The organism is Cysteiniphilum litorale (assembly GCF_003428165.1).
Lineage (GTDB): Bacteria > Pseudomonadota > Gammaproteobacteria > Francisellales > Francisellaceae > Caedibacter > Caedibacter litoralis.
The window spans coordinates 43124-64345 of record NZ_QLIQ01000003.1; the positions used below are offsets into that span (position 1 = coordinate 43124).

The 21222-nt window shown below is 39.9% G+C and carries 23 protein-coding genes; 10 read left to right on the forward strand and 13 right to left on the reverse strand.

Translation table 11 applies throughout. From position 1 onward, the window contains the following. Nucleotides 1-35: 35 nt before the first annotated feature. The 4 genes from thrA to galE form a co-directional block, all read right to left on the reverse strand. The gene (gene thrA / locus DNJ75_RS02380; protein ID WP_229667673.1) at nt 36-2501 is read right to left on the reverse strand and encodes a bifunctional aspartate kinase/homoserine dehydrogenase I; all 2466 of its coding nucleotides are present in this window, start codon (nt 2499-2501) and stop codon (nt 36-38) included. Nucleotides 2502-2718: 217 nt separating this feature from the next. Continuing rightward, complete coding sequence (hemB, locus tag DNJ75_RS02385; RefSeq protein ID WP_117001577.1) at nt 2719-3687, reverse strand: porphobilinogen synthase; 969 nt, start codon at nt 3685-3687, stop codon at nt 2719-2721. Nucleotide 3688: 1 nt separating this feature from the next. Next, nucleotides 3689-3973 carry a ribosome assembly RNA-binding protein YhbY gene (gene yhbY / locus DNJ75_RS02390; protein WP_117001578.1) on the reverse strand — a complete coding sequence of 95 codons (285 nt, stop codon included), beginning with the start codon at nt 3971-3973 and terminating at the stop codon, nt 3689-3691. A 112-nt stretch (nt 3974-4085) separates the two neighbouring features. Further along, nucleotides 4086-5081: a UDP-glucose 4-epimerase GalE gene (gene galE / locus DNJ75_RS02395; RefSeq protein ID WP_117001579.1), complete on the reverse strand. Its 996-nt coding sequence runs from the start codon at nt 5079-5081 to the stop codon at nt 4086-4088. Between the two features lie 341 nt (nt 5082-5422). Between galE and lptF the strand changes: the two genes are divergently transcribed. Genes lptF through DNJ75_RS02425 form a run of 6 tightly spaced genes read left to right on the forward strand, consistent with a single transcriptional unit; the run spans nt 5423 to nt 9922 of the window. Next, nucleotides 5423-6511, forward strand: a complete 1089-nt coding sequence (lptF, locus tag DNJ75_RS02400) for an LPS export ABC transporter permease LptF (protein WP_117001580.1) — start codon at nt 5423-5425, stop codon at nt 6509-6511. Continuing rightward, nucleotides 6508-7578, forward strand: a complete 1071-nt coding sequence (gene lptG, locus DNJ75_RS02405) for an LPS export ABC transporter permease LptG (protein WP_117001581.1) — start codon at nt 6508-6510, stop codon at nt 7576-7578. Before lptF ends, lptG begins: the two co-directional genes overlap by 4 nt. A 4-nt stretch (nt 7579-7582) precedes the next feature. Further along, entirely contained in the window at nt 7583-8170 is a 588-nt protein-coding gene (rsmD, locus tag DNJ75_RS02410) for a 16S rRNA (guanine(966)-N(2))-methyltransferase RsmD (protein WP_117001582.1), read from the forward strand. A 52-nt stretch (nt 8171-8222) separates the two neighbouring features. Beyond that, nucleotides 8223-8846: an RnfABCDGE type electron transport complex subunit B gene (locus DNJ75_RS02415; RefSeq protein WP_117001583.1), complete on the forward strand. Its 624-nt coding sequence runs from the start codon at nt 8223-8225 to the stop codon at nt 8844-8846. Between the two features lie 9 nt (nt 8847-8855). After that, nucleotides 8856-9494: an endonuclease III gene (gene nth, locus DNJ75_RS02420; RefSeq protein WP_117001584.1), complete on the forward strand. Its 639-nt coding sequence runs from the start codon at nt 8856-8858 to the stop codon at nt 9492-9494. Next, nucleotides 9491-9922, forward strand: a complete 432-nt coding sequence (locus tag DNJ75_RS02425) for a DUF1841 family protein (RefSeq protein WP_117001585.1) — start codon at nt 9491-9493, stop codon at nt 9920-9922. Before nth ends, DNJ75_RS02425 begins: the two co-directional genes overlap by 4 nt. 13 nt (nt 9923-9935) lie before the next feature. Here DNJ75_RS02425 and DNJ75_RS02430 read toward each other — a convergent pair whose 3' ends face one another. From DNJ75_RS02430 to rpsB, 6 genes are all read right to left on the reverse strand, one after another. Beyond that, nucleotides 9936-10736, reverse strand: coding sequence for a phosphatidate cytidylyltransferase (locus DNJ75_RS02430; RefSeq protein ID WP_117001586.1), 801 nt, complete (start codon nt 10734-10736; stop codon nt 9936-9938). After that, complete coding sequence (gene uppS / locus DNJ75_RS02435; protein WP_117001587.1) at nt 10733-11473, reverse strand: polyprenyl diphosphate synthase; 741 nt, start codon at nt 11471-11473, stop codon at nt 10733-10735. Before uppS ends, DNJ75_RS02430 begins: the two co-directional genes overlap by 4 nt. 6 nt (nt 11474-11479) lie before the next feature. After that, nucleotides 11480-12037 (reverse strand): ribosome recycling factor, encoded by a 558-nt coding sequence (gene frr / locus DNJ75_RS02440; RefSeq protein WP_117001588.1) that lies wholly within the window; start codon nt 12035-12037, stop codon nt 11480-11482. Nucleotides 12038-12049: 12 nt separating this feature from the next. Next, entirely contained in the window at nt 12050-12766 is a 717-nt protein-coding gene (gene pyrH, locus DNJ75_RS02445; RefSeq protein ID WP_117001589.1) for a UMP kinase, read from the reverse strand. A gap of 5 nt (nt 12767-12771) precedes the next feature. Further along, on the reverse strand, nt 12772-13644 hold the full coding sequence (gene tsf / locus DNJ75_RS02450; RefSeq protein ID WP_117001590.1) for a translation elongation factor Ts: 873 nt from the start codon (nt 13642-13644) through the stop codon (nt 12772-12774). A 230-nt stretch (nt 13645-13874) separates the two neighbouring features. Next, complete coding sequence (gene rpsB / locus DNJ75_RS02455) at nt 13875-14600, reverse strand: 30S ribosomal protein S2 (protein WP_117001591.1); 726 nt, start codon at nt 14598-14600, stop codon at nt 13875-13877. 306 nt (nt 14601-14906) lie between these two features. Here rpsB and DNJ75_RS02460 point away from each other — a divergent pair, with 306 nt between their 5' ends. Genes DNJ75_RS02460 through DNJ75_RS02475 form a run of 4 tightly spaced genes read left to right on the forward strand, consistent with a single transcriptional unit; the run spans nt 14907 to nt 17901 of the window. Next, complete coding sequence (locus DNJ75_RS02460; RefSeq protein WP_117001592.1) at nt 14907-15926, forward strand: metal ABC transporter solute-binding protein, Zn/Mn family; 1020 nt, start codon at nt 14907-14909, stop codon at nt 15924-15926. A 16-nt stretch (nt 15927-15942) separates the two neighbouring features. Next, nucleotides 15943-16638, forward strand: coding sequence for a metal ABC transporter ATP-binding protein (locus tag DNJ75_RS02465; RefSeq protein ID WP_170137175.1), 696 nt, complete (start codon nt 15943-15945; stop codon nt 16636-16638). A 4-nt stretch (nt 16639-16642) separates the two neighbouring features. Beyond that, entirely contained in the window at nt 16643-17419 is a 777-nt protein-coding gene (locus DNJ75_RS02470; RefSeq protein WP_117001644.1) for a metal ABC transporter permease, read from the forward strand. Nucleotides 17420-17421: 2 nt separating this feature from the next. Next, nucleotides 17422-17901, forward strand: coding sequence for a Fur family transcriptional regulator (locus DNJ75_RS02475; RefSeq protein ID WP_117001594.1), 480 nt, complete (start codon nt 17422-17424; stop codon nt 17899-17901). On the opposite strand, the gene ald is transcribed toward DNJ75_RS02475, so the two are convergent. The 3 genes from ald to ftsL all read right to left on the reverse strand — a co-directional run bounded on the left by ald (nt 17869) and on the right by ftsL (nt 21221). Beyond that, nucleotides 17869-19008 carry an alanine dehydrogenase gene (ald, locus tag DNJ75_RS02480; protein ID WP_117001595.1) on the reverse strand — a complete coding sequence of 380 codons (1140 nt, stop codon included), beginning with the start codon at nt 19006-19008 and terminating at the stop codon, nt 17869-17871. The genes DNJ75_RS02475 and ald overlap by 33 nt on opposite strands. 205 nt (nt 19009-19213) lie before the next feature. Further along, nucleotides 19214-20902 carry a peptidoglycan D,D-transpeptidase FtsI family protein gene (locus tag DNJ75_RS02485; RefSeq protein WP_224742325.1) on the reverse strand — a complete coding sequence of 563 codons (1689 nt, stop codon included), beginning with the start codon at nt 20900-20902 and terminating at the stop codon, nt 19214-19216. Beyond that, complete coding sequence (gene ftsL / locus DNJ75_RS02490; RefSeq protein WP_117001596.1) at nt 20895-21221, reverse strand: cell division protein FtsL; 327 nt, start codon at nt 21219-21221, stop codon at nt 20895-20897. Before ftsL ends, DNJ75_RS02485 begins: the two co-directional genes overlap by 8 nt. Nucleotide 21222: the final 1 nt, after the last annotated feature.

Sequence of the window (21222 nt, forward strand, 5' to 3'; positions counted from 1 at the left end):
CCTGCAAATTTCACGTTATTTCTGTAAATTTCATCTTAATTAGAAATCGCCAATATATCTCCAAAAACACCCGCTGCAGTCACTTCAACACCTGCACCTGCGCCTCTTATCACCATTGGTGAACGTGCGTAACGCTTGGAATAAATAAGTACCATATTATCCGCTCCATCGAGGCTAACAAAGGGGCTGTTTTGCACTAATGATGCGACAGACACTTTCGCCTCACCAATATCTGATACCTCTCCCACAAAGTGCAGTGCTGAAGCTTTACCTTGCAAGACTTTAAGCTGTTGTGTTAGCTCCTTATCATGAGAGTTGATTTTCTTTAAAAACTCCTCTTTTGAGCAGGATCTTAAATTCTCTGGTGTCAAATTCTGCACTTCAACATCACTTAACTCAAGACTCACACCGATTTCACGTGCTAAACACACCACTTTACGTGCGACATCCATACCGGATAGATCTTCACGTGGATCAGGCTCAGTATAACCTTTGTCATAAGCGAGCATTAAACTCTCAACAAAGCTTTTACCCTTATTAACTTCATTGAAAATATAACTCAATGTCCCTGAAAAAACCCCTTGGATCTTATGGATTTTGTCACCCGTTTTTTGCAACGTTTCTAAGGTGCTAATTAGTGGTAATCCCGCACAAACATTCGTTTCATATTTAAATGTAACATTATGATTACGTGCTACTTGGCGAAGTTTACGATAGTAATCCATCGACTGCGTATTAGCGTATTTATTGGGTGTCACTACATGAATGCCTTGTGCCAAGAAATCAACATAGGCTCGAGCAATACCAACGCTTGCCGTTGCATCGACGAGCACCTTGTGCGCACAAGAAATAGATTGTAAGTATTTTGCCAACGCATTTGTATCCGCTTTACAATCACTTGCTTTTAATTGGTGAAGTAGCTCACTCTCTAACAAAAGATCATCAGCACACAATAACTTCGTTGAGCTCATTACAGCAACCAAACGCAAATTAATATTTTGCTTATGTAAAACTTGTTGCTGTTGTTTTAGCTGATTGACAAGCTCAGCACCAATACCGCCAACACCAATCAGTGCAATCACTATTTCTTGTACGGGTGGATTTTTGGCTTGTTGATGAATTAAATTAAGCGCTAGATCTTCATCTTCTTTTTTAACGGTAACGGTGATACTGCGCTCGGATGAGCCTTGGGTAATTGCATGAATGTTAATCTTGGCATCAGCTAGTGGTTTAATCACACGCGCTAAAGCGCCAGGTTGCGCTCTTAGCCCATCACCAACCGCTGTAATCATTGCATAACCCGTTTCACAATAAATATGCTCAATATCACCGCGCTCAATCTCCGCTTTGAAATGGCGTTCTAGTGCTTTAGTAGCACGCTTGGCAAGCTTTGCCTCAATTGCAAAGCAAATCGAATATTCCGAGCTTGATTGTGAGATCATCATCACTGACACTTGTGATTGTTCAAGCACGCTAAAGACTTTGGCTGCCATTCCCGAGACGCCAATAATGCCCGCACCCTGCACACGCATTAAGGCAACATTTGAGATACTCGTTAAGCCTTTAATAAGGTATTGTTCAAGGTTGGTTTTATCCAATGCACGAATAATTTCCGTTCCTTGTTTTTGTGGCTCATAACTACTTTTTATTTCAATCGGAATGCCCATTTCCATCATCGGATTAATCGTTAATGGATGAACCACTGAGGCACCAAAATAAGCAAGCTCTAACGCTTCTTTATAGGATAACTGTTTCAATTGACGCGCAGTTTTAACCACTTGTGGGTTAGCACTATAAACACCAGCAACATCCGTCCAGATTACTAATTTGCTGGCTTGCAAAAGCTTAGCAAAAATAGCTGAGGAGTAATCGCTACAATTCATGCCTAAAATACTACGCACACCTTCTTGGTTTTGGGCAATAAACCCAGTAATGATATAAGTTTTATGTTTGCGATCATTAAATTTCTGATCAACCGCTTGCTGGCTTCTTTGCCAATCAACACTGACAGGCTTATGATTATCATCGATAAACAACACTTTAGATGCATCAATAAACTCAGTGTTAATGCCTTTATGTTGCAAAGCGCCTGTTAAAATTTGTGCCGACCACAGCTCACCAAACCCTAAAATAAAATACTCCAAGGCATCACCACAAATGCCACTTAAGGCAATTGTCGTGAGCATTTGCTTTAAATGTGTAACATCACTTTCAAAGGTATTCTTAAGCGTTTTGTCTTCAGGGCATAATGCGCTAATCAAAGATAGGTGATGTTCAGTAAGTTGCGCAATCACTTTAGTGCTGTCTTTATTCTCTAAGGCAAGTTCAATGGATTTTTTTAGTAAACTCGTGGTTTTACCACTTGCAGAAACAACCACTGACTGCGGTGTCGTGCCAATAATATTAACTACACGCTCAATTTTCACCTCATCTGCAAGACTACTACCACCAAATTTATGTACGATATATTCCATCAATAACTCACCTTCAAAAATTAGCATGAGGTTTCATTATATAGAGATTATTCGGCAGAATTCATTATAAAAAATCAACTATTTGGTGATGGTGCTACCTGCGCTTAACTTTACAGAAATAGGCATCCACGGAAGCTTTTGCTAATGTGTGATTTTAAAGATACCCACTTTGACTGATGCTCAGTGCAGCGCTTCGACTTCGCGCAGTGCACAGTAGGTGTTTTTAGATTCTGAAACTACTTCCTTATAGCCACTTAGCGACATCCAATGCGCTATAGCTAAGAATGATTTTAGCACCAGCGCGCTTTATCGCTGTTAAGGATTCAAGAGTAACACCTTTTTCATCAATCCAACCTTTCTCAGCTGCAGCTTTAATCATCGCATATTCACCACTGACATGATATGCCGCGATCGGTAACGTGCTATTATCTTTAACATCTTGAATAATATCCAAGTAGCTTAAAGCCGGCTTTATCATTAAAAAATCAGCGCCCTCATCTTCATCCATCTGCGCTTCTTTAAGTGCTTCTTTTTTATTGCGATAATCCATTTGATAAGACTTTCTGTCACCCTTTGGCGTTGAATCACACGCACTTCTAAAGGGTCCATAAAAGCTTGAAGCATATTTCACCGCATAAGACATAATCGCGACTTCAGCGTAATCTTCTTGATCCAAGGCATAACGCATCGCTTGAATCATACCATCCATCATGCCACTGGGTGAGACGATATCAGCCCCTGCTTTGGCATGTGAAACCGCTGTTTTTTGCAATATCTCTAAGGTCTGATCATTATTAATCTCATTATTATGCACGATACCGCAATGTCCATCTTCAGTGTATGCACACAAACAGACATCTGTGGCAATAATCAATTGCGGATGAAGCGCTTTGATCTTAGCAATCGCTTGCTGCACGATGCCATCATCGGCATAATTTTCTGAGGCATATTTATCTTTACACGCTGGAATACCAAACAGCATAATCGATAAAACACCGGCTTTTTTTATCTCATCAATCAACTCAGGCAGCAGATCAAGTGACCAGTGATACTGATTTGGCATTGCCGTAATTTCGCGCTTGATGTTCTCACCATGGACGACAAATACCGGATACATCAAATCACTCATATGCAGACGCGTCTCAGCAATATGCTCTCGCAATACTTCAGTGCGGCGCAATCTTCTTGGACGTGTCACCGGGAAAAACCCCATGTTATGCCCCTTTTTTCTTTGGCTTCTTGCGATATAATATCGAGATATTGCCAATTAATTGCACCAACTCACATTTGGTCTTCTGACAAATTTCCTCAGTCGTTGCTTGACGCACTTCTTTTTCAGCACCTGCGATTTTAACTTTAATAAGCTCATGTGCCGTTAATGCTAAATCAATTTCAGTTAACACATTCTCCGTTAATCCTTTATCTCCAAGCATAACCACTGGATTTAAACTATGTGCTTGCGCCTTTAGCTGTTGACGCTGTTGTGATGTTAATGCCATATTTTCCTCTGTATTTTAAATAACATATATAAACTCAAGCAATTCTACACTTATTTGCTTAAGCTTAACTAGCTTTACTTTTTATTTATCTTACTTTCTTACTTGTCAAATTTTATTGATTACTCTGCCAACGCCAACTATCAATCATCATTTCGTTAATATCGCGTGTTGCATACCAATTAAGCTCATTTTTTGCTTTTGAGCAATCTGCCCAACACTCATCAATATCACCGGCGCGTCGTGGCTTTATCTCAAAGGGCACTTTCTCTCCTGTAGCTTTTTCAAAGGCATCAATGACTTCAAGTACCGAATAACCATTACCCGTACCTAAGTTCCAAATATGACAACCTTTTTGATTCTTAATATATTCATATGCTTTTAGATGTCCTAACGCCAAATCCACCACATGGATATAATCACGAACCCCTGTGCCATCGGGCGTATTATAATCATTACCAAAAACAGATAACTTTGCCAACTTGCCACTAACCACCTGTGTGAGATAAGGTAATAAATTATTTGGCACACCATTTGGTAATTCACCAATTAAACCACTTTTATGCGCACCGACTGGATTGAAGTATCTTAGCAACGCAATCGACCACTCATTATCAGCGAATGCCAAATCCCGCAGCATTTTCTCAACCATCACTTTAGAGACACCATAAGGATTGGTTGGTGTGCCAATCGAACATTTTTCAGTAATCGGGATTTCTTGTGGATTACCATAAACCGTAGCTGATGAGCTAAACACAAAGCTTTTGACATGATGTTGCTGCATGACTTTTAATAAATTTAGCGTCCCTGCAACATTATTATCATAATACTCCAGTGGTTTAAAAACACTCTCTCCCACGGCTTTTAATGCCGCAAAGTGGATCACCATCTTGATATCGTATTGACTGAAAATTTGCTGCAATACGACCTCATCACGGATATCACCTTTAATAAATATGGGTTTTTTAGCAGTGATTTTTGCAATACGTTCGATAATATCATCACTACTGTTATAAAGATTATCCGAAATAACAACATCTAAGCCTGCTGTTAAAAACTCAACTACCGTATGCGAGCCGATAAACCCAGTGCCGCCAGTTATTAAAATCATTTTTGCCTTATTGATATCACTTTATCTTTTAATGCCGCTAATCTAACAAATTAACAAAATAACGCCAATCAGAAGTTAATATAAAAACGACAAAGTTGGAATCAACTCTAGATTTTTAACAAAAAACTTGGAACAGACTCCAGACTTTTTAGATAAAAACTGGAATCAACTCCAACATTCCTCATTCAAACTAAGCTTTAGCTCGATATGTGTAACTTCAAAATAACCGACAAAAACACTGATTTTCTGACACATTCGTGTAAAATACACTAAGTTTTTAGTATCGAGTTAATTAACTTAGATTTTTATTTAGTTACATAATGATTTGTAGAGGATAAATTTTGATTTTATTACGTTATCTTAATCGCGAGCTTGTGAATATGACGATGGCGATTATTCTTATCCTGCTGTTAATTGTGATCAGTAATATGTTTGTGCGTTATCTATCGATTGTTTCTGGCGGTAATATCGAAGCTGATGCTGTTTTTAAAATGATCTCAGTCATGTTACCCAAATATATTGCGTATTTGCTACCAATCGCCTTTTTCTTTGCCATTTTGATTGTTTACGGCAAAATGTTTGCTAATAACGAACTAACAGTCACCTTTGCCTGTGGCACTAGCTGGTTTCGCTTATTAAAATTCATTATGATCCCTGCATTAAGTCTTTTTGCGATAGAGCTTATTCTAACTTTACTTGTATTACCGAAAATGGATCAAAACTATTTTCTGGTACAAAAGACAACGACTAAAAGTTCGCTTTTAAGCTTCATTCAGCCAGGAAAAATCACACCCTTTAGTGATGGCAAACAAGTCGTTTATACCAAGTCAACCGATCCTGATGGCACTTTGCATGATATTTTCATTTATCAGCAAAAACCCAACAATGGCAGCACAATTATCACAGCCCCTACCGGATATGCCGAAACAAGACCTGATGGCAATCAATATCTAGTACTTAAAAATGGCTATTTCTATGATGCAAAGCCGGGTGTTGCTGAAGTGCAAAAAGGTCATTTCACTGAAGCGACGCAATTTATCCCAACCAAGGTTAGCGTAGGCTACAACAACTCTATCGAATCTGTTCCTACTTCAGAACTAATAAATAGCAATGAACCACGCTATCAGGCTGAGCTGCAATGGCGATTAAGCTTTCCTTTGGCAATACTCGTCTCTTCACTCATCGCACTTGCGATGTGCAAAATGCGTCCACGCCAAAGCCGCTATAGCAAAATCATTCCAGCCCTTATAGTATTTATTCTTTATTTCAACCTCCTATCTTTATCCAAGTCATGGCTTAATGATGGCAATATCCCAAGTTGGCTTGGACTTTGGTGGGTACATATTGTCTTTGCCGGTATTATGCTTTTAATACTCAAACAATACAACGGACGTATCTTTGAAGAGAAAACCAAAGAGGTCAACACATGAAACGCTTAACTTTATATGTCGCCTCAACCGTTTTATACACGTCTTTTATTATGATTCTGGCATTAACTGCCATTTTCTTTTTATTCACCTATATTGCACAAGCCGGTGACATTGGCAAAGGTAACTTCACCGCATTAGCTGCCTTTTTGTACGTTCTTTATGAGGTGCCTGCGAACATTTACCTAATCATGCCGGTGTGCGCTTTATTGGGAGGCCTTATGGGGCTTGGGCTTTTAGCCAATAATAGTGAATTGATCGTTATGCGCGCTTCAGGTCAATCGATCACACAAATTGCTAAAGGCGTACTATTAGCTGCCTTTGGCTTGGCGTTTTTAACATTTTTAACTGGCGCCTACATTGCACCATATTTCCAAAAAAAGGCAACGATTAACAAAACGCTTGCCACAGGTGGTAATGAAGCATTGGTACTATATGACACGCAAACCTTATGGATTCGTGAAGGCAACGCCTTTATCCATGTTGGTAAAAATGATGCTAATGGCAAGCTTAAAGACATCACTAAATATACCATCGATAACAATCAACTCACGGCAATTGATCATGCCGATAATGCGTTATTTACCAATAAGCAATGGCAAGTCAATGATGTCTCAAGCACGCAAATTGGCAAAGATAGCAGCATTGTTTACCATGATAAACAACAGTACTGGAATAACCTATTACCACCCTTTTTACTTAAGATCATTACCTCCAATACCGATTATCTTAATTTAAGCGAGCTGATTGACTATATCAAAGTCAACAAAGAAGGTCAGCAAAGTGCCAATCGCATTTGGCTTAAATTTTGGCAGACTTTCTTTCAACCGCTCTCGCTAATTATTTTAATGTTGATTGCAGTGCCCTTCTCTTTAGGATCGATGCGCTCATCGGCCTTGGGTTATAAGTTTATCATCGGCATGCTCTTTGGCTTTAGCTTCTATATTATTAACCAAACCTTTGGACCCTTTAGTCTTGTTTATAACCTCTCAGGGTTTTGGGGAGCCGCTATTCCAAGCTTTATTTTTTTGATCATTTTAGGCTTCTTATTTTGGAAAATGAGAGAATAAAACAATGCGCCCTCTTTCTAAAACACACACTAGTAAAGCACCATTAAGCAAAGTACGCATTATTTCTGGCAAGTATAAATCACGCCAGATTGAATTTAGTGGAGAAAATAACTCTACTCTGCGTCCAACTTCAGATCGTTTACGTGAGACACTATTTAATTGGCTTATGCCTTATGTTGTTGACGCAAACTGTCTTGATGCTTTCGCAGGCAGTGGCACACTAGGTTTTGAAGCCCTATCACGCTTGGCAAAATCTTGTGATTTCTTTGAGCTTGATGTTCAGGCAATAAAGCATTTAAACAGTAATAAAAACAAACTCAACATAGAAAATGCCACTATCTATCAAAGAGATGTTTTAACTCATCTAAAAACTTGCGATAACTATGATGTTATTTTTCTTGACCCGCCGTTTAGTAGTGATTTATTGGAGCAATCACTCTCTAGCATCCTTAGCAATGTCAATATCAATAATGATTGCGTTATTTATGCTGAATACGCAAGTAACAACCTACCACCATCACAGTCACACTTCACCATACTCAAACGAACTAAGCAAGGTGCAGTTTCTGCATGCTTGTTACAAAAATCATGATTTGTGCTACAATGCCCAACTTATCAGATGAATGAAATAATTTAATACTCCAATGATTGTATCCATTGACGCCATCGATGCGCTTTTACCACAAACTCAATGCACTAAATGCGGTTATCAAGATTGCTATGATTATGCCAAGGCCATCACCAATGGTGAGAAGCACAATCGCTGTCCACCGGGTGGTCAACAAGGTGCAGATGCATTGGCAAAATTATTACAAAGAGAAAAGCTAACGCTTGATCAAAGCTGTGGAACGCATGCGCCAAAGAAAGTTGCATGGATTAATGAAGATCTGTGTATCGGCTGCACTAAATGCATTTTAGCTTGCCCTGTTGATGCGATTATGGGCGCTAAAAAATTAATGCATACGGTGATTAATGAAGAATGTACTGGATGTGATTTATGCGTTGAACCGTGTCCTATGGATTGTATTGAAATGCATGAGTTACCTTTAGAGGCACAACCTCAAACCTTAACTGACACTCAATACGAGGCACAAAAAGCTCACTATCGTAGCCGGCATAATAAACGTGCGATACGTCTTAAACAGCAAAAAGAAAGTGAGACCAAAAAACATCAACAAAACATTCGTTTAAGTAATATGAACATTGATAAGAAAGCTTATATTGAACAAGCTTTAGCAAACTTTAAAGCCAAGAAAAAAATGGATTAATTGACACTCATGAATAAAGCAAAGCGTCAAAAAATTTTTGAGATCTGGCAGCATAACAATCCTAATCCGACAACTGAGCTAAATTACAGCTCAGACTTTGAGCTTCTGATTGCTGTGATCTTATCAGCACAAGCCACGGATGTTAGTGTAAATAAGGCCACTGATAAGCTTTATCCCGTTGCGAATACTCCTGAAGCAATACTGGCACTGGGTGAAGCACGCCTTATGCAATATATTCAATCGATTGGTTTATATAAAACAAAAGCTAAAAACGTTATTAAAACCTGCCAGCTGTTGATTGAAAAGCATAATAGCCTTGTGCCACGTGATCGTAAATCTTTGGAAGCATTACCAGGTGTTGGACGCAAAACCGCAAATGTTGTGTTAAACACGGCTTTTGGTGAGCTAACCATGGCAGTTGATACGCATATTTTTCGCATTGCCAATCGCATCAATTTAGCCCCTGGTAAGAATGTTGATGAAGTGGAGATGCATTTACTTAAAGTAATTCCCAAACAGTTTTTAAAAGATGCCCACCATTGGCTTATTTTACATGGTCGCTATATCTGCATTGCGAAAAAGCCAAAATGTGGCACATGCCCCATTTATGATTTATGTGAATTCAAACAAAAAGAAGCCTATTTATGATTTTTAGCTCCGATCGTTTAGAACTTAGAAAACTATACTTTGACAGTTGGCATAAGTATTTAATCAAGCAGCCATTAACTGACCTTGAAACGCAAATCACACGGATTATAGAGCATCATCCTGAGTATCATCATTATCTGTCAAATCTGGATAATCTAGACAAAGACTTCCCACCAGAAATCGGTGAAACCAACCCCTTTCTGCATATGGGGCTGCATATGGGATTAATTGAGCAAGTTGTTACTAATCGCCCTAATGGTATCCACCAGATTTACCAACAGCTTTGCCAGCAACAGCGTGATGAGCATAAGGTGCAGCATATGATGATGGACTATCTAGCCGAATCCATCTGGAGTGCGCAAAAAAATCATATGCCACCTGATGAGTCAAACTATCTTGAACAATTACAGTTATTAATTTCTCGATAAAAAATATGAGGCTTTAACTCAAGCTCAACAGTCCAAATGCTAACAAAACTAAAACAAACACCGGTAAGCTTGAAAATAAACTATCCATACGATCTAAAACACCACCATGCCCTGGTAGAATATTGCCACTGTCTTTAACACCACATTCGCGTTTGATCATGCTTTCAAAAAGATCACCCAATAGTGCAATCAACACAATCACAAAAGACAGGATAATTAAAATGGTTTGCTCATAGCGACTGTGACTAATGATAAGTGAGCAGACAACACCTGCAAGCCCACCAAATATCACACCTCCTGCTAAGCCTTCTATCGTTTTCTTAGGACTAATCACCGGTGCCAATTTCTTCTTGCCATATTGACGTCCAACGAAATAAGCGCCGCTATCGGCAAGTGTTACCACCAACATCATTAGCAATAGAAATGATGGTTTTTGTTGATGCAATAAAGAGACGGATACCCATAGTGGTACAATCACAAAAAAGCCCATCAAGTAACGTGAGCTATTAGATAATGCATTAAAACGCACATTAGGGTAACGCAATATCAAATAAAGTGCGAAAATCCAGAAAAGGCAGGATAGTATCAATATCGGCAGCTTAACATATTGTGATAGATAAATTAAAACCAATGTAATGACTAAATACAGGATGCGTTTAGGCAATGTTTTTGCATTAGCAAAAGCAGCCCATTCCCATGCAGCAAACAATAAGATAATTGCCACTGCGGTATCAAAAATCGTATCACTTAAGCGAAAAATCGCCCATAGCACGATAAGACCTAAAATAATTCCAGTAATAATTCTTTCCTTCACACTTTCCCCTTCATTTGCTCATCCGTTTTGCCAAAGCGTCTTGTGCGCTTTTGATATTCATCTAGCGCCAACTTAAAATCTTTTTTTGAAAAATCAGGCCAGTACTTGTCGCAGAAGTATAACTCAGCATATGACAACTGCCAAATCATAAAATTGCTAATCCGCTTTTCGCCACTGGTACGAATCAATAAATCAATTGGCGTTTGAATTTCTTTAATCAAACACGCGCTGAAATCCTCTTCGCTGATTTGATCAATTTCATCAGCCTTCAATATGCCACTTTGCAGTTGTTGTAATAGCTTTTTAGCAGCCGTTAACACTTCCCATTGACCACTATAATCAATCGCAACATTCAATTGCAGTCCGCTACAATGCGCTGTTTCTTTTTCAGCATTGCTGATATTGTTAACGACCTCATGAGATAGACGGCTACGATCACCGACAACATGTAATCGCACATTATTATCCTGCATCATCGCTACTTCATTAACAAGCACTTCTGAAAATAGCATCATCAGCGTGTCAACTTCCTCTTGTGGACGTAACCAATTCTCACGCCCAAAAGCAAAAAGTGTTAGTATTTGAATCTTTTTCTCAACGGCAAATTCAATTGCAGCACGCACGCTTTTGACTGCGGCTTTGTGTCCTGCTGTACGTGGGAAAAGTCTCTTTTTTGCCCAACGCCCATTACCATCCATGATAATTGCAACATGCTTGGGCATGTTATCATTTGGCATATAGCACTAAATTTCCATTAAGTCTTGTTCTTTTTCTTGAACGATGACATCTGCCTTTGCAATCATGTCATTGGTCAATTTTTGAATATTTTCTTCGCCTTTTTTTGCTTCATCTTCAGAGATTTCTTTGTCTTTTAACAAATCTTTGATATCAGAGTTGGCATCACGACGAATATTGCGAATCGCTACGCGCCCTTTTTCCGCCTCTGAACGCACTAATTTAACCATCTCTTTACGACGCTCTTCATTTAATGCAGGCATTGGAATTCGTAAGCTATCACCCATATTTGCTGGATTAAGCCCTAGGTCAGACATCAAAATTGCTTTTTCAATTTTTGAAGCTAAGCCTTTTTCCCACGGTGTAATACCCAACGTGCGCGCATCTAAAACCGTAATATTAGCTGCTTGTGCAATCGGTGTTTCAATGCCATAGTAATCAATCGTTACATGCGCCAATAAGTCAGGGTGAGCACGTCCTGTTCTGATCTTTGCCAAATCATGACGTAAACTCTCTAAACTTTTTTCCATACGGTCTTTAGCATCCGCTAAAATCTCTTTAATCATAATGAGTTTCTCCTAGTCTCTAACCCAAGTGCCTTCTCTTTTGCCTTGAAGCACACGTAACAGGGCACCTGAATTATTTACATTAAATACACAAATAGGGACATTAAAATCACGTGCCTGTACAAACGAACCTAAATCCATTACTGCCAATTCACGTTTGAGCGTTTCATTAAAACTCAAACTGTCAAATTTAACCGCATCATCATGTTTATTTGGATCTTTATCATAAACACCATCAACAGTCGTTACTTTTAAAATGGCATCCGCATCAATTTCGATAGCACGAAGCGTTGCTGTGCTATCGGTTGTCACAAAGGGATTGCCTGTACCACCCGCAAAAATCACCACTTTTCCTTCATTTAAATAGCATTTTGCACGTTTTGGATTGGTGCACTCTAGCACGCCATCAATGCCACGCGAGGATAACACTTCATTGTCAATACCTGCGTGCGTTAATATGTCTGATAACGCCAATGCGTTAATCATCGTCGCAAGCATACCCATGGTATCAGCGGTACTTCTTTCAATTTGATTTTGAAAATTAGCACGCCCACCTCTTAGGATATTGCCTCCGCCGATGACTATAGCCAACTGCACACCTGAACTTAGCGCTTCTTTTATATCATTTACAATGCCTTGAACCGCTGATACTTGGATACCGAAGCCATCCGTTGATAGCGACTCGCCGCTTAATTTGATTAAAACACGCTTAAGTGTCAGGTGTGACATATTAATTATGCTCCTTGAACTTGGCTCATCACTTCAGCTGCGAAGTCAGTCTCTTCTTTTTCGATGCCTTCACCAACACCAAAACGAATAAAGCCAGTTACTGTTGCGTTGTTTGCTTTCAATAGATCTGAAACTTTTTGATCAGGGTTTTTAACAAACGGCTGACCAACTAAGCTTTGCTCATCCAAGAACTTGCGAATGCGCCCTGTGATCATCTTCTCGATAATCTCATCAGGCTTGCCACTTTCACGCGCTTGAGCGATAAAGATCTCTTTCTCTTTCGCAACGATATCTTCTGGTACTTGATCTTGTGATACAACGATTGGGTTTGATGCCGCGATGTGCATAGCAATATCTTTTGCTAAGTCTTCATTGCCACCGTTCATTGCAACGATCACACCAATGCGACCACCATGGCTGTAAACGCCAACCGTTTCGCCTTCAAGTGCATCAACACGACGCACGTTAATGTTTTCACCAATTTTAGCGATCAAGTTCTTACGTGCTTCTTCGATGCTCTCGCCACTTGCTAAAGTTAAAGCTAGTACTTCTTCAAGTGTTTTTGCATTTGAGTTAGCGACTGCAGTAACCACTGCATCAGCAAATTTCTTAAAGTTCTCATCACGTGCAACGAAGTCAGTCTCAGAGTTAATCTCAACGATTACCGCTTTGTTTACAGATTGCGACATTACGATAACGCCTTCAGCAGCAACACGAGATGCTTTCTTGTCTGCTTTTGCCGCACCTGATTTGCGCATCTCTTCAACTGCTTTTTCGATATCACCATCAGTTTGAGTTAATGCTTTTTTACACTCCATCATGCCCGCACCGGTGCGCTCACGAAGCTCTTTTACTAATTGTGCGCTAATAGTAGCCATTGATTAGATTCCTTCTTGTTAATACTTTTAAAATATAAACTTATTAATTGCTGAGTTACGACCTTTTACTACTTCAACACCCCGCCTCTTAGGCTCGGCACCCCTCTTGCAAAGAGGGGAATTAAAATCACCGTTGCCCAATTCCCCTCTTTGCAAGAGGGGTGGCAGCCGCAGGCTGACGGGGTGTTTATAAAATCATAGCTTTTTCTAAAGTGCATAACTTCAGTTAATTAAGCTTCTTCTTCAGAAACGTCTGCTGTTTTTTCTTCTGCGATATGTGACGCTTGTTTTGCATCAATAATCGCATCAGCAAATTTACTTAAGTAAAAACGAATTGCTTTAACTGCATCATCATTACCAGGGATAACATAATCGATATCATCAGGACTTGAGTTACTATCAACAACCGCAACAACAGGAATACCTAAGCGCTTAGCTTCTTCAATCGCAATATGCTCTTCTTTACTGTCGATAATGACTAAAACATCTGGCAAACCACCCATTTCTTTGATGCCGCCTAGCGCTTTTTCTAGCTTCTCGATTTCACGTGAGTTTTGTAACGCTTCTTTCTTTGTCATACGCTCAAACGTACCGTCTTCTTGCATTTTTTCAAGATCACGTAAACGCTTGATTGATTGACGAATTGTTTTATAGTTCGTCAACATACCACCTAACCAACGGTGATTAACATATGGCATACCACAACGTGATGCTTCTTCAGCAATCACTTCTTGTGCTTGACGCTTAGTACCAACGAATAAAATCTTGCCGTTTTTAGACGCTGCTTTACCAACGAAATTAACAGCATCTTGAAACAAAGGCACTGTCTTTTCTAAGTTGATAATGTGAATACCGTGATTAATACCAAAAATGAATTCGCTCATTTTTGGGTTCCAGAATCTCTTTTGGTGACCGTAGTGAACACCAGCTTGTAACATTTCTTTCATTAAAGACATATTTTTCTCCAATTAATGGGTTATTCCGCCATTACTCCCACTTTTAAACCCTTTTAAAAGGCACCCTAAAAGCGTGTCGAGCAACGTGTGGTTTCTTATTGTTTTACATAAGCATTAAGCCAAAACTAAAAGCAAAAGTGATTGCAAACAGATATTACTGACAAAATGCGAGGCGGATTCTAGCACAAATCAATGATCTCTGCCAGATAAAAACTTAAGCATTGCCAAAAATAAAAAATGATATATTATATCGTTTTGCAGGATAACATTAATACTGACACACTGATCATCTTAAGGAACTATTGTATGTCTACCCTCTACAGAAATAGCAAAAAAATCATATTAATTGCGACAGGATTTCTTACACTTATCAGCAGCTCACACGCTGATATCAAAGTCGTGGCTGCTGAAAACTTCTATGCCAATGTCGCAAGCTTAATTGGCGGTGACTATGTAAAAACCAACAGCATCATCAACAATCCTGATGCCGATCCGCATTTATTTACCACCTCTGCCAGTACGGCTGTCGCTATAAATGATGCGCAAGTCATTATTTACAACGGTGCCGACTATGATCCTTGGATGAAGCAGTTATTAAACGCACAATCAAGCAATAACAAAGTGGCTATTATTGATGTGGCAACTTTAATGAATGCCAAAAGTGGTGACAATCCACACCTATGGTACAACCCGGATACCTTCCCAACACTTGCTAAAAAGCTTACTGAAGTCTTTAGCCAAATCGAACCCGAGCACAAGAAAACCTTTGACTTAAACTATCAAACCTTTGATAAACGCTATCAAACTGTTTACAGCCAAATCAATGATATCAAATCACGCTTTGCCGGCACCAAGGTAACTGCCACAGAGCCCGTCTTTGGCTATATGGCAGACGCACTAGGACTAACCATGCTTGGACAAAAATTCCAATGGACAGTAATGAACGACGCTGAAGCTTCACCAAAAATGCTCGCTGACTATCAAAACCTATTTAAAAAGCGCACCGTCAAAGTACTTTTTTATAACCAGCAAGTACATGACAATGTCACTGAGAACATTCTAAATCTCGCCAAAGACAATAATATTCCTTACGTTGGCGTTAGTGAAACCATGCCGCAAAATGATAATGTGATCACTTGGCTTAAAGCCAATCTTAGTGATACACAAAAAGCATTGGAGCAAGCAACTGCCACAGAACATAACAACAGCAAAACACCTACTGTGAAAGCAATGCCTCAAGTAAGTAGAGATACAACAAAGGCAAGCGCCAAAGAAGCTAAAGAAACAGTTAAAGAAGACAACCCTTTGACAAATCTTCAGCAATAATATGCGTGACACAATCATCATCCAATGCAGTGATCTTGTTATTGGTCACTCAGCTCAAGCGCCTTTATGCAAGCCTTTCAATCTAACGATTTATCAAAACCAATGGTTAGGTATCGTTGGTGAGAATGGTACAGGCAAATCCACTTTCCTTAAAACCATTCTAGGTTTTGAATCACCTATTGCCGGTAGCCTAACACTTTTCTCGCAGGCAATAGGCAAAAATAATCAATTGATTAGCTATATCCCACAAGAGCGTGAGCTTAACCTTAACCCAAATATTTCAGCTTTAACGTTAATCAAGTCTAGTTTTAATGCTAACAGACTTGGATTACCTGCTTTTGGTAAAGGGGTTAAGCAAAAAGCACATGATATTTTAGAACTTGTTGGTGCTCTACACTATGCGAAGAAGCCCTTTGAAACCCTTTCAGGTGGGCAAAAAAAACGCATTTATCTTGCGCAAGCCTTAATTAATAATCCTAAATTATTACTACTTGATGAGCCTCTATCTGATCTTGATCCTCAAGCCAAGCAAGACTTTATCCAAGCACTTAAAACCATTCACGCCCAACAAAACATAACCCTTTTGATCATCTCACATGATATGCATGAGATTGCGCATGAGTTGGATAACTTTATTCACTTCAAAAACCAACACGTGCATCTTTGCCAAAAACTGCCATGCTTAAAGGAGGATCGCAGTGTTATCTTATAGCTTTATGCAAAACGCTTTTATCGCGGGCACCTTAATTGCCATCATCTGTGGTATCGTGAGCTTCTTTGTTGTACTACGCAAAGCTGCCTTTGCCGCACATGGTTTGGGGCACATTAGTCTCACCGGTGCTGCAGGCGCTGTATTAATTGGCATCTCAGCGATGAACGGACAATTGATTGCTAACATTATTGCCGCAAGCATCATGGGTGCTATGGGTGATAAGATCAAAAAAAATGATCTTGCTGTTGGTATTGTACTCACCTTCTTCTTAGGTCTTGGTGCTTATTTCCTGTATCTCTATCAAACCGGTTACTCAGGCTCGATTATGTCGATCTTGTTTGGCAATATCTTAACGGTGTCAATGGAGCAAATCATCACACTGATCATCATGGCGCTTATTATTATTGCCATATTACTCTTTATCTCAAGAGCACTATTTTTCACCTCGATTGACCCCCTTCTGGCGCGCGCTAAAAACATCCCTAATAAACTTCTTTCTGTTATCTTCTTTATCATTCTGGCATTAACCGTAACCATGGCATGCCAAATTGTTGGGGTGCTATTGGTGTTTGCATTACTCATAGGTCCTGCTGCTTGTGCATTTCAATGGAGTGATGGTTTTTATCAGGGCATGCTGCTGAGCATTATTATTTCTCTTGGCAGTGTTTGGGGTGCGCTTTGTCTTGCATTTTATGCCAACTTACCGGCAAGCTTCTGTATTACCATGATTATTTGCGCAGTTTATGCCATTGGTCTTATCAAACAGTTAATGGTGAGATAATCATGAGCTCAAGCAAAAACTCTTTAGCGACAATCGAAAGTTTCTGCCTAAAGCATAATATTAAGCTTACGCGCTTACGCAAAGAAGTGCTTACTCTTTTTATTGAGCAGGCATCACCGATTAGCGCCTATGAACTACTTGATCTCATAAACAAAGCACAGACAATTGAAAAAACGGCGACAGAAGAAAAAGCGAGCAAGCACTATAACATTATGTCGATTTATCGCGTCTTGGACTTCCTGCAACAATCGGCACTCATCCATAAACTGCATACCAGTAATCGCTACAGTTTATGCTGTCATCCTGAGAAAAAAATGTGCCAGCTTTTGATTTGCACTACGTGCGGTCAGAAAACTGAGCTCCATCATGAGTTACTTGATAAAACTTTAGAAGAATTGACACAAAAAAGCGGCTTTCAGATTGCCGCTCATACCATTGAGATAACAGGCTTATGCCGTAACTGCGTGAGCACCCTTAGCTAGCGCTTCTTTTGGCGCAACATATGAGATGTTAAGCGCTTCAGCCACTGGTAGTGAAGTAAGCATACCATTATGTACACTTAGTCCATTCTCAAGATGAATATTATCAGTAACTGCTTTTTGATAGCCTTTATTTGCTAGCTCTAAAGCGAAGGTTAATGTCGCATTATTTAATGCCACGGTTGAGGTTCTCGCAACCGCTCCTGGCATATTTGCGACACAATAATGCACCACACCATCAACGACATATGTTGGATCTTGATGTGTCGTTGGCTTAGAGGTTTCAAAGCATCCTCCCTGATCAATCGCGACATCAACAACAACTGAGCCTTTTTTCATCGACTTAATCATCTCTTTAGTCACAAGCTTAGGTGCCGCAGCCCCTGGCACGAGCACCGCACCGATGACTAAATCAGCTTCCTGTACATATTTTTGCAAATTATCTTTAGTTGCATAAATACAGTTTAGCTTAGGTCCAAAATAATCATCTAGTTCACGCAAACGATCTAAAGACTTATCAAGTACCGTGACATGCGCCTCCATACCAATCGCCATACGAATCGCATTTAAACCAACAACCCCGCCGCCAATAACAACAACATTTGCTGCAGGAACACCTGGCACACCACCAAGTAATAATCCACTACCGCCTTGCGCTTTCTCTAGGCAATGCGCACCAGCTTGCACTGATAGACGACCTGCCACCTCACTCATCGGTGTCAACAATGGCAAACGCCCATTTCTATCGGTTACCATCTCATAAGCAATCGCTGTACACTTAGACTCTAAAAGTAGCTGAGTTTGTAATGGGTCTGGTGCCAAATGCAAATAAGTAAATAGCAACTGCCCTTGGCGCAACATCTTGCACTCATTTGGTTGTGGCTCTTTGACTTTAATAATCATATCCGCTTTAGAAAAAATCTCTGCGGGTGTTTGAATAATTTTTGCACCTGCTTCAACATAATCTTCATTGGTAAAACCAATCGCTTCCCCTGCGTGATGTTCAACAAGCACTGTATGCCCATGATGGACAAATTCAGCAACATTACCTGGTGTTAGACCAACACGGTATTCATGATTTTTAATCTCTTTAGGGATTCCGACGATCATTGGCTATTTCCTCCACGATTATTTTTTAGTTTTGCTCGTTTTTAATCTTTTCAGTTTTTTCAGTTTTTTCAGTTTTTTTCAGTTTTTAGTTTTGCAGCCGCTTTTACAGCATCTAAAAATAATTCAGGCGAAATATAACAAGCGAGGCAGCAAAAACCAAACATTAACTAGCAATTTTGAATAAATTTTACAGCAAACTGAATAATCACGCTTTTTTGAGTTTATCTGCAGGCACACCCATCACTCTTAAAATATGCTCGGTAATTTGCGCAAAAATTGGCGCTGCTGCCGAGCCTCCACCATACGCTTCCCCTTTCGGGTCATCAATCACCACCACAGTAACAATGCGTGGATTCGATGATGGTGCAATACCGACAAATGTTGCCATATAACTATCGGATGCATAGCCTCCTGCTATTGCTTTACGCACCGTGCCCGTTTTGCCAGCCACATGATAGCGTGGCACGCGCGCTTTAGAAGCCGTCCCACCCAGCCCTTCAACCACAGAAGTTAACATATCAACCACTTTTTCGGCAATCTCACTATTAATAATCTGAAAAGCTTCAACATCTTCTTTTTTATTACGTTTTAACAAAGTTGGTGGAATTAACTTACCACCATTAGCAATGGCGCTATAAGCTGTCGCAATCTGTAAAGCTGTCGCATTCATACCATAGCCAAATGATAAGGTTGCCAATGGAAATTCACCCCACTTGCGCGGACTAGGCACATAGCCTGAGCGCTCACCAGGAAAGCCAATTTTAGTGACTTGTCCAAAACCAAATTTGCGCAAGGTATCACCCAAGGCATTAGCATCAATTGACAAGATAATACGCGAAATACCTACGTTTGATGATTTCATTAAGATGTGACGCAAATCCATCTCGCCATAATTACGAAAATCCCTGACCGTGCGCCCATTAAGCTTGTAAAATCCAGGCGAGGTATCCACGATCGTATCAACATCGTATTGCCCTGATTCCATCCCAGCAATAGCGGCAAATGGTTTAATCACAGATCCAGGCTCATAGACATCTGTTAATACGCGATTGCGACGTTTCTCAGGTGTCGCATCTTGCATATTATTAGGATTATATGAAGGGTAGTTAACCATTGCTAAAACTTCACCAGTTTTAACATCCATCACTATTGCAGATCCGGCTTCCGCATGATTATTGATAACACCCTCTTTTATATACTTATAAGCGATATACTGCAGCTTGCGATCAATACTTAAACTAATATCAGCCCCATGTTTGACTTCAGTATCATCATCGTTTTTACGTGCAACACCACCTTTCAAATCTTTATGAATTGAACGGGTGCCGTCTTTACCCGTGAGATATTTATTGTATTCCAGCTCAATGCCTTCTTGCCCTTGATCATCGATATTAGTAAATCCAACGACATGCGCCATCACCTCAGTATCAGGATAAAAACGCTTGAATTCGCGCTCGATTTTAACCCCTTTCACATCCAATGTTTTGATTTTCTGCGCGATAAATGGTGAGACCTGACGTTTAAGATAAACAAAACCATGGCGCCCTTCACGCGCTTTAATGCGCGCAATGATTGCATCTTGTTGCGCTTTATCCAATTCCAACAGATTAAGAATTTTACGCAACCCCGGATCATCACTTGTAATATAAAACGGATTGACCCAAATCGAATCTACAGGTGTACTAATCGCCAGCGGTTTACCATTGCGATCGCTGATCATGCCGCGATAAGCAGTTGTTGTTAAGGTACGCTCCGAGCGATTATCGCCTTCTTTTTTAAGCTTGGCATATTCTACCGTTTGCATATGGGTGAGCTTATAAACAAGCAACCCCAACACACACACGATCACCAACAAAATAAAATAGTAGCGCCAACTTAGTTTGATCTTACGCATTACTTTGAATCACTTTTGTTTCTTTGACACTGGGTAGGCGCATATCATTTTTCTTAGCAACTTCCTCGACATGTGAGGGCGATGCCAAGGTACTATGCTCAATCAAAATCTGCGTCCATTGATCACGTAAATCCTCTTGCTGGTACATAAGCTTCTGCTCTTTATCCAATGCCACTTTATAATGATATTTCACGATTACCACCATAAATGCCGAGATAATAAGCGTCACACACAGCAAAAAAGCAATGAGCACTCGCGCATTAAACGTACTTTTGACAAAAGATGTAAATAGTTTGCTGCGCACTTCAGAGCGTGTCATA

What these genes read in the sequence shown, in the direction of transcription:
- thrA (WP_229667673.1), bottom strand. Translation starts at nt 2,501, where the DNA reads ATGCTAATTTTTGAAGGTGAGTTATTGATGGAATATATCGTACATAAA.
- hemB (WP_117001577.1), bottom strand. Translation starts at nt 3,687, where the DNA reads ATGGGGTTTTTCCCGGTGACACGTCCAAGAAGATTGCGCCGCACTGAA.
- yhbY (WP_117001578.1), bottom strand. Translation starts at nt 3,973, where the DNA reads ATGGCATTAACATCACAACAGCGTCAACAGCTAAAGGCGCAAGCACAT.
- galE (WP_117001579.1), bottom strand. Translation starts at nt 5,081, where the DNA reads ATGATTTTAATAACTGGCGGCACTGGGTTTATCGGCTCGCATACGGTA.
- lptG (WP_117001581.1), top strand. Translation starts at nt 6,508, where the DNA reads ATGAAACGCTTAACTTTATATGTCGCCTCAACCGTTTTATACACGTCT.
- rsmD (WP_117001582.1), top strand. Translation starts at nt 7,583, where the DNA reads ATGCGCCCTCTTTCTAAAACACACACTAGTAAAGCACCATTAAGCAAA.
- DNJ75_RS02415 (WP_117001583.1), top strand. Translation starts at nt 8,223, where the DNA reads ATGATTGTATCCATTGACGCCATCGATGCGCTTTTACCACAAACTCAA.
- nth (WP_117001584.1), top strand. Translation starts at nt 8,856, where the DNA reads ATGAATAAAGCAAAGCGTCAAAAAATTTTTGAGATCTGGCAGCATAAC.
- DNJ75_RS02425 (WP_117001585.1), top strand. Translation starts at nt 9,491, where the DNA reads ATGATTTTTAGCTCCGATCGTTTAGAACTTAGAAAACTATACTTTGAC.
- uppS (WP_117001587.1), bottom strand. Translation starts at nt 11,473, where the DNA reads ATGCCAAATGATAACATGCCCAAGCATGTTGCAATTATCATGGATGGT.
- frr (WP_117001588.1), bottom strand. Translation starts at nt 12,037, where the DNA reads ATGATTAAAGAGATTTTAGCGGATGCTAAAGACCGTATGGAAAAAAGT.
- pyrH (WP_117001589.1), bottom strand. Translation starts at nt 12,766, where the DNA reads ATGTCACACCTGACACTTAAGCGTGTTTTAATCAAATTAAGCGGCGAG.
- tsf (WP_117001590.1), bottom strand. Translation starts at nt 13,644, where the DNA reads ATGGCTACTATTAGCGCACAATTAGTAAAAGAGCTTCGTGAGCGCACC.
- rpsB (WP_117001591.1), bottom strand. Translation starts at nt 14,600, where the DNA reads ATGTCTTTAATGAAAGAAATGTTACAAGCTGGTGTTCACTACGGTCAC.
- DNJ75_RS02460 (WP_117001592.1), top strand. Translation starts at nt 14,907, where the DNA reads ATGTCTACCCTCTACAGAAATAGCAAAAAAATCATATTAATTGCGACA.
- DNJ75_RS02470 (WP_117001644.1), top strand. Translation starts at nt 16,643, where the DNA reads ATGCAAAACGCTTTTATCGCGGGCACCTTAATTGCCATCATCTGTGGT.
- DNJ75_RS02475 (WP_117001594.1), top strand. Translation starts at nt 17,422, where the DNA reads ATGAGCTCAAGCAAAAACTCTTTAGCGACAATCGAAAGTTTCTGCCTA.
- ald (WP_117001595.1), bottom strand. Translation starts at nt 19,008, where the DNA reads ATGATCGTCGGAATCCCTAAAGAGATTAAAAATCATGAATACCGTGTT.
- DNJ75_RS02485 (WP_224742325.1), bottom strand. Translation starts at nt 20,902, where the DNA reads ATGCGTAAGATCAAACTAAGTTGGCGCTACTATTTTATTTTGTTGGTG.
- ftsL (WP_117001596.1), bottom strand. Translation starts at nt 21,221, where the DNA reads ATGACACGCTCTGAAGTGCGCAGCAAACTATTTACATCTTTTGTCAAA.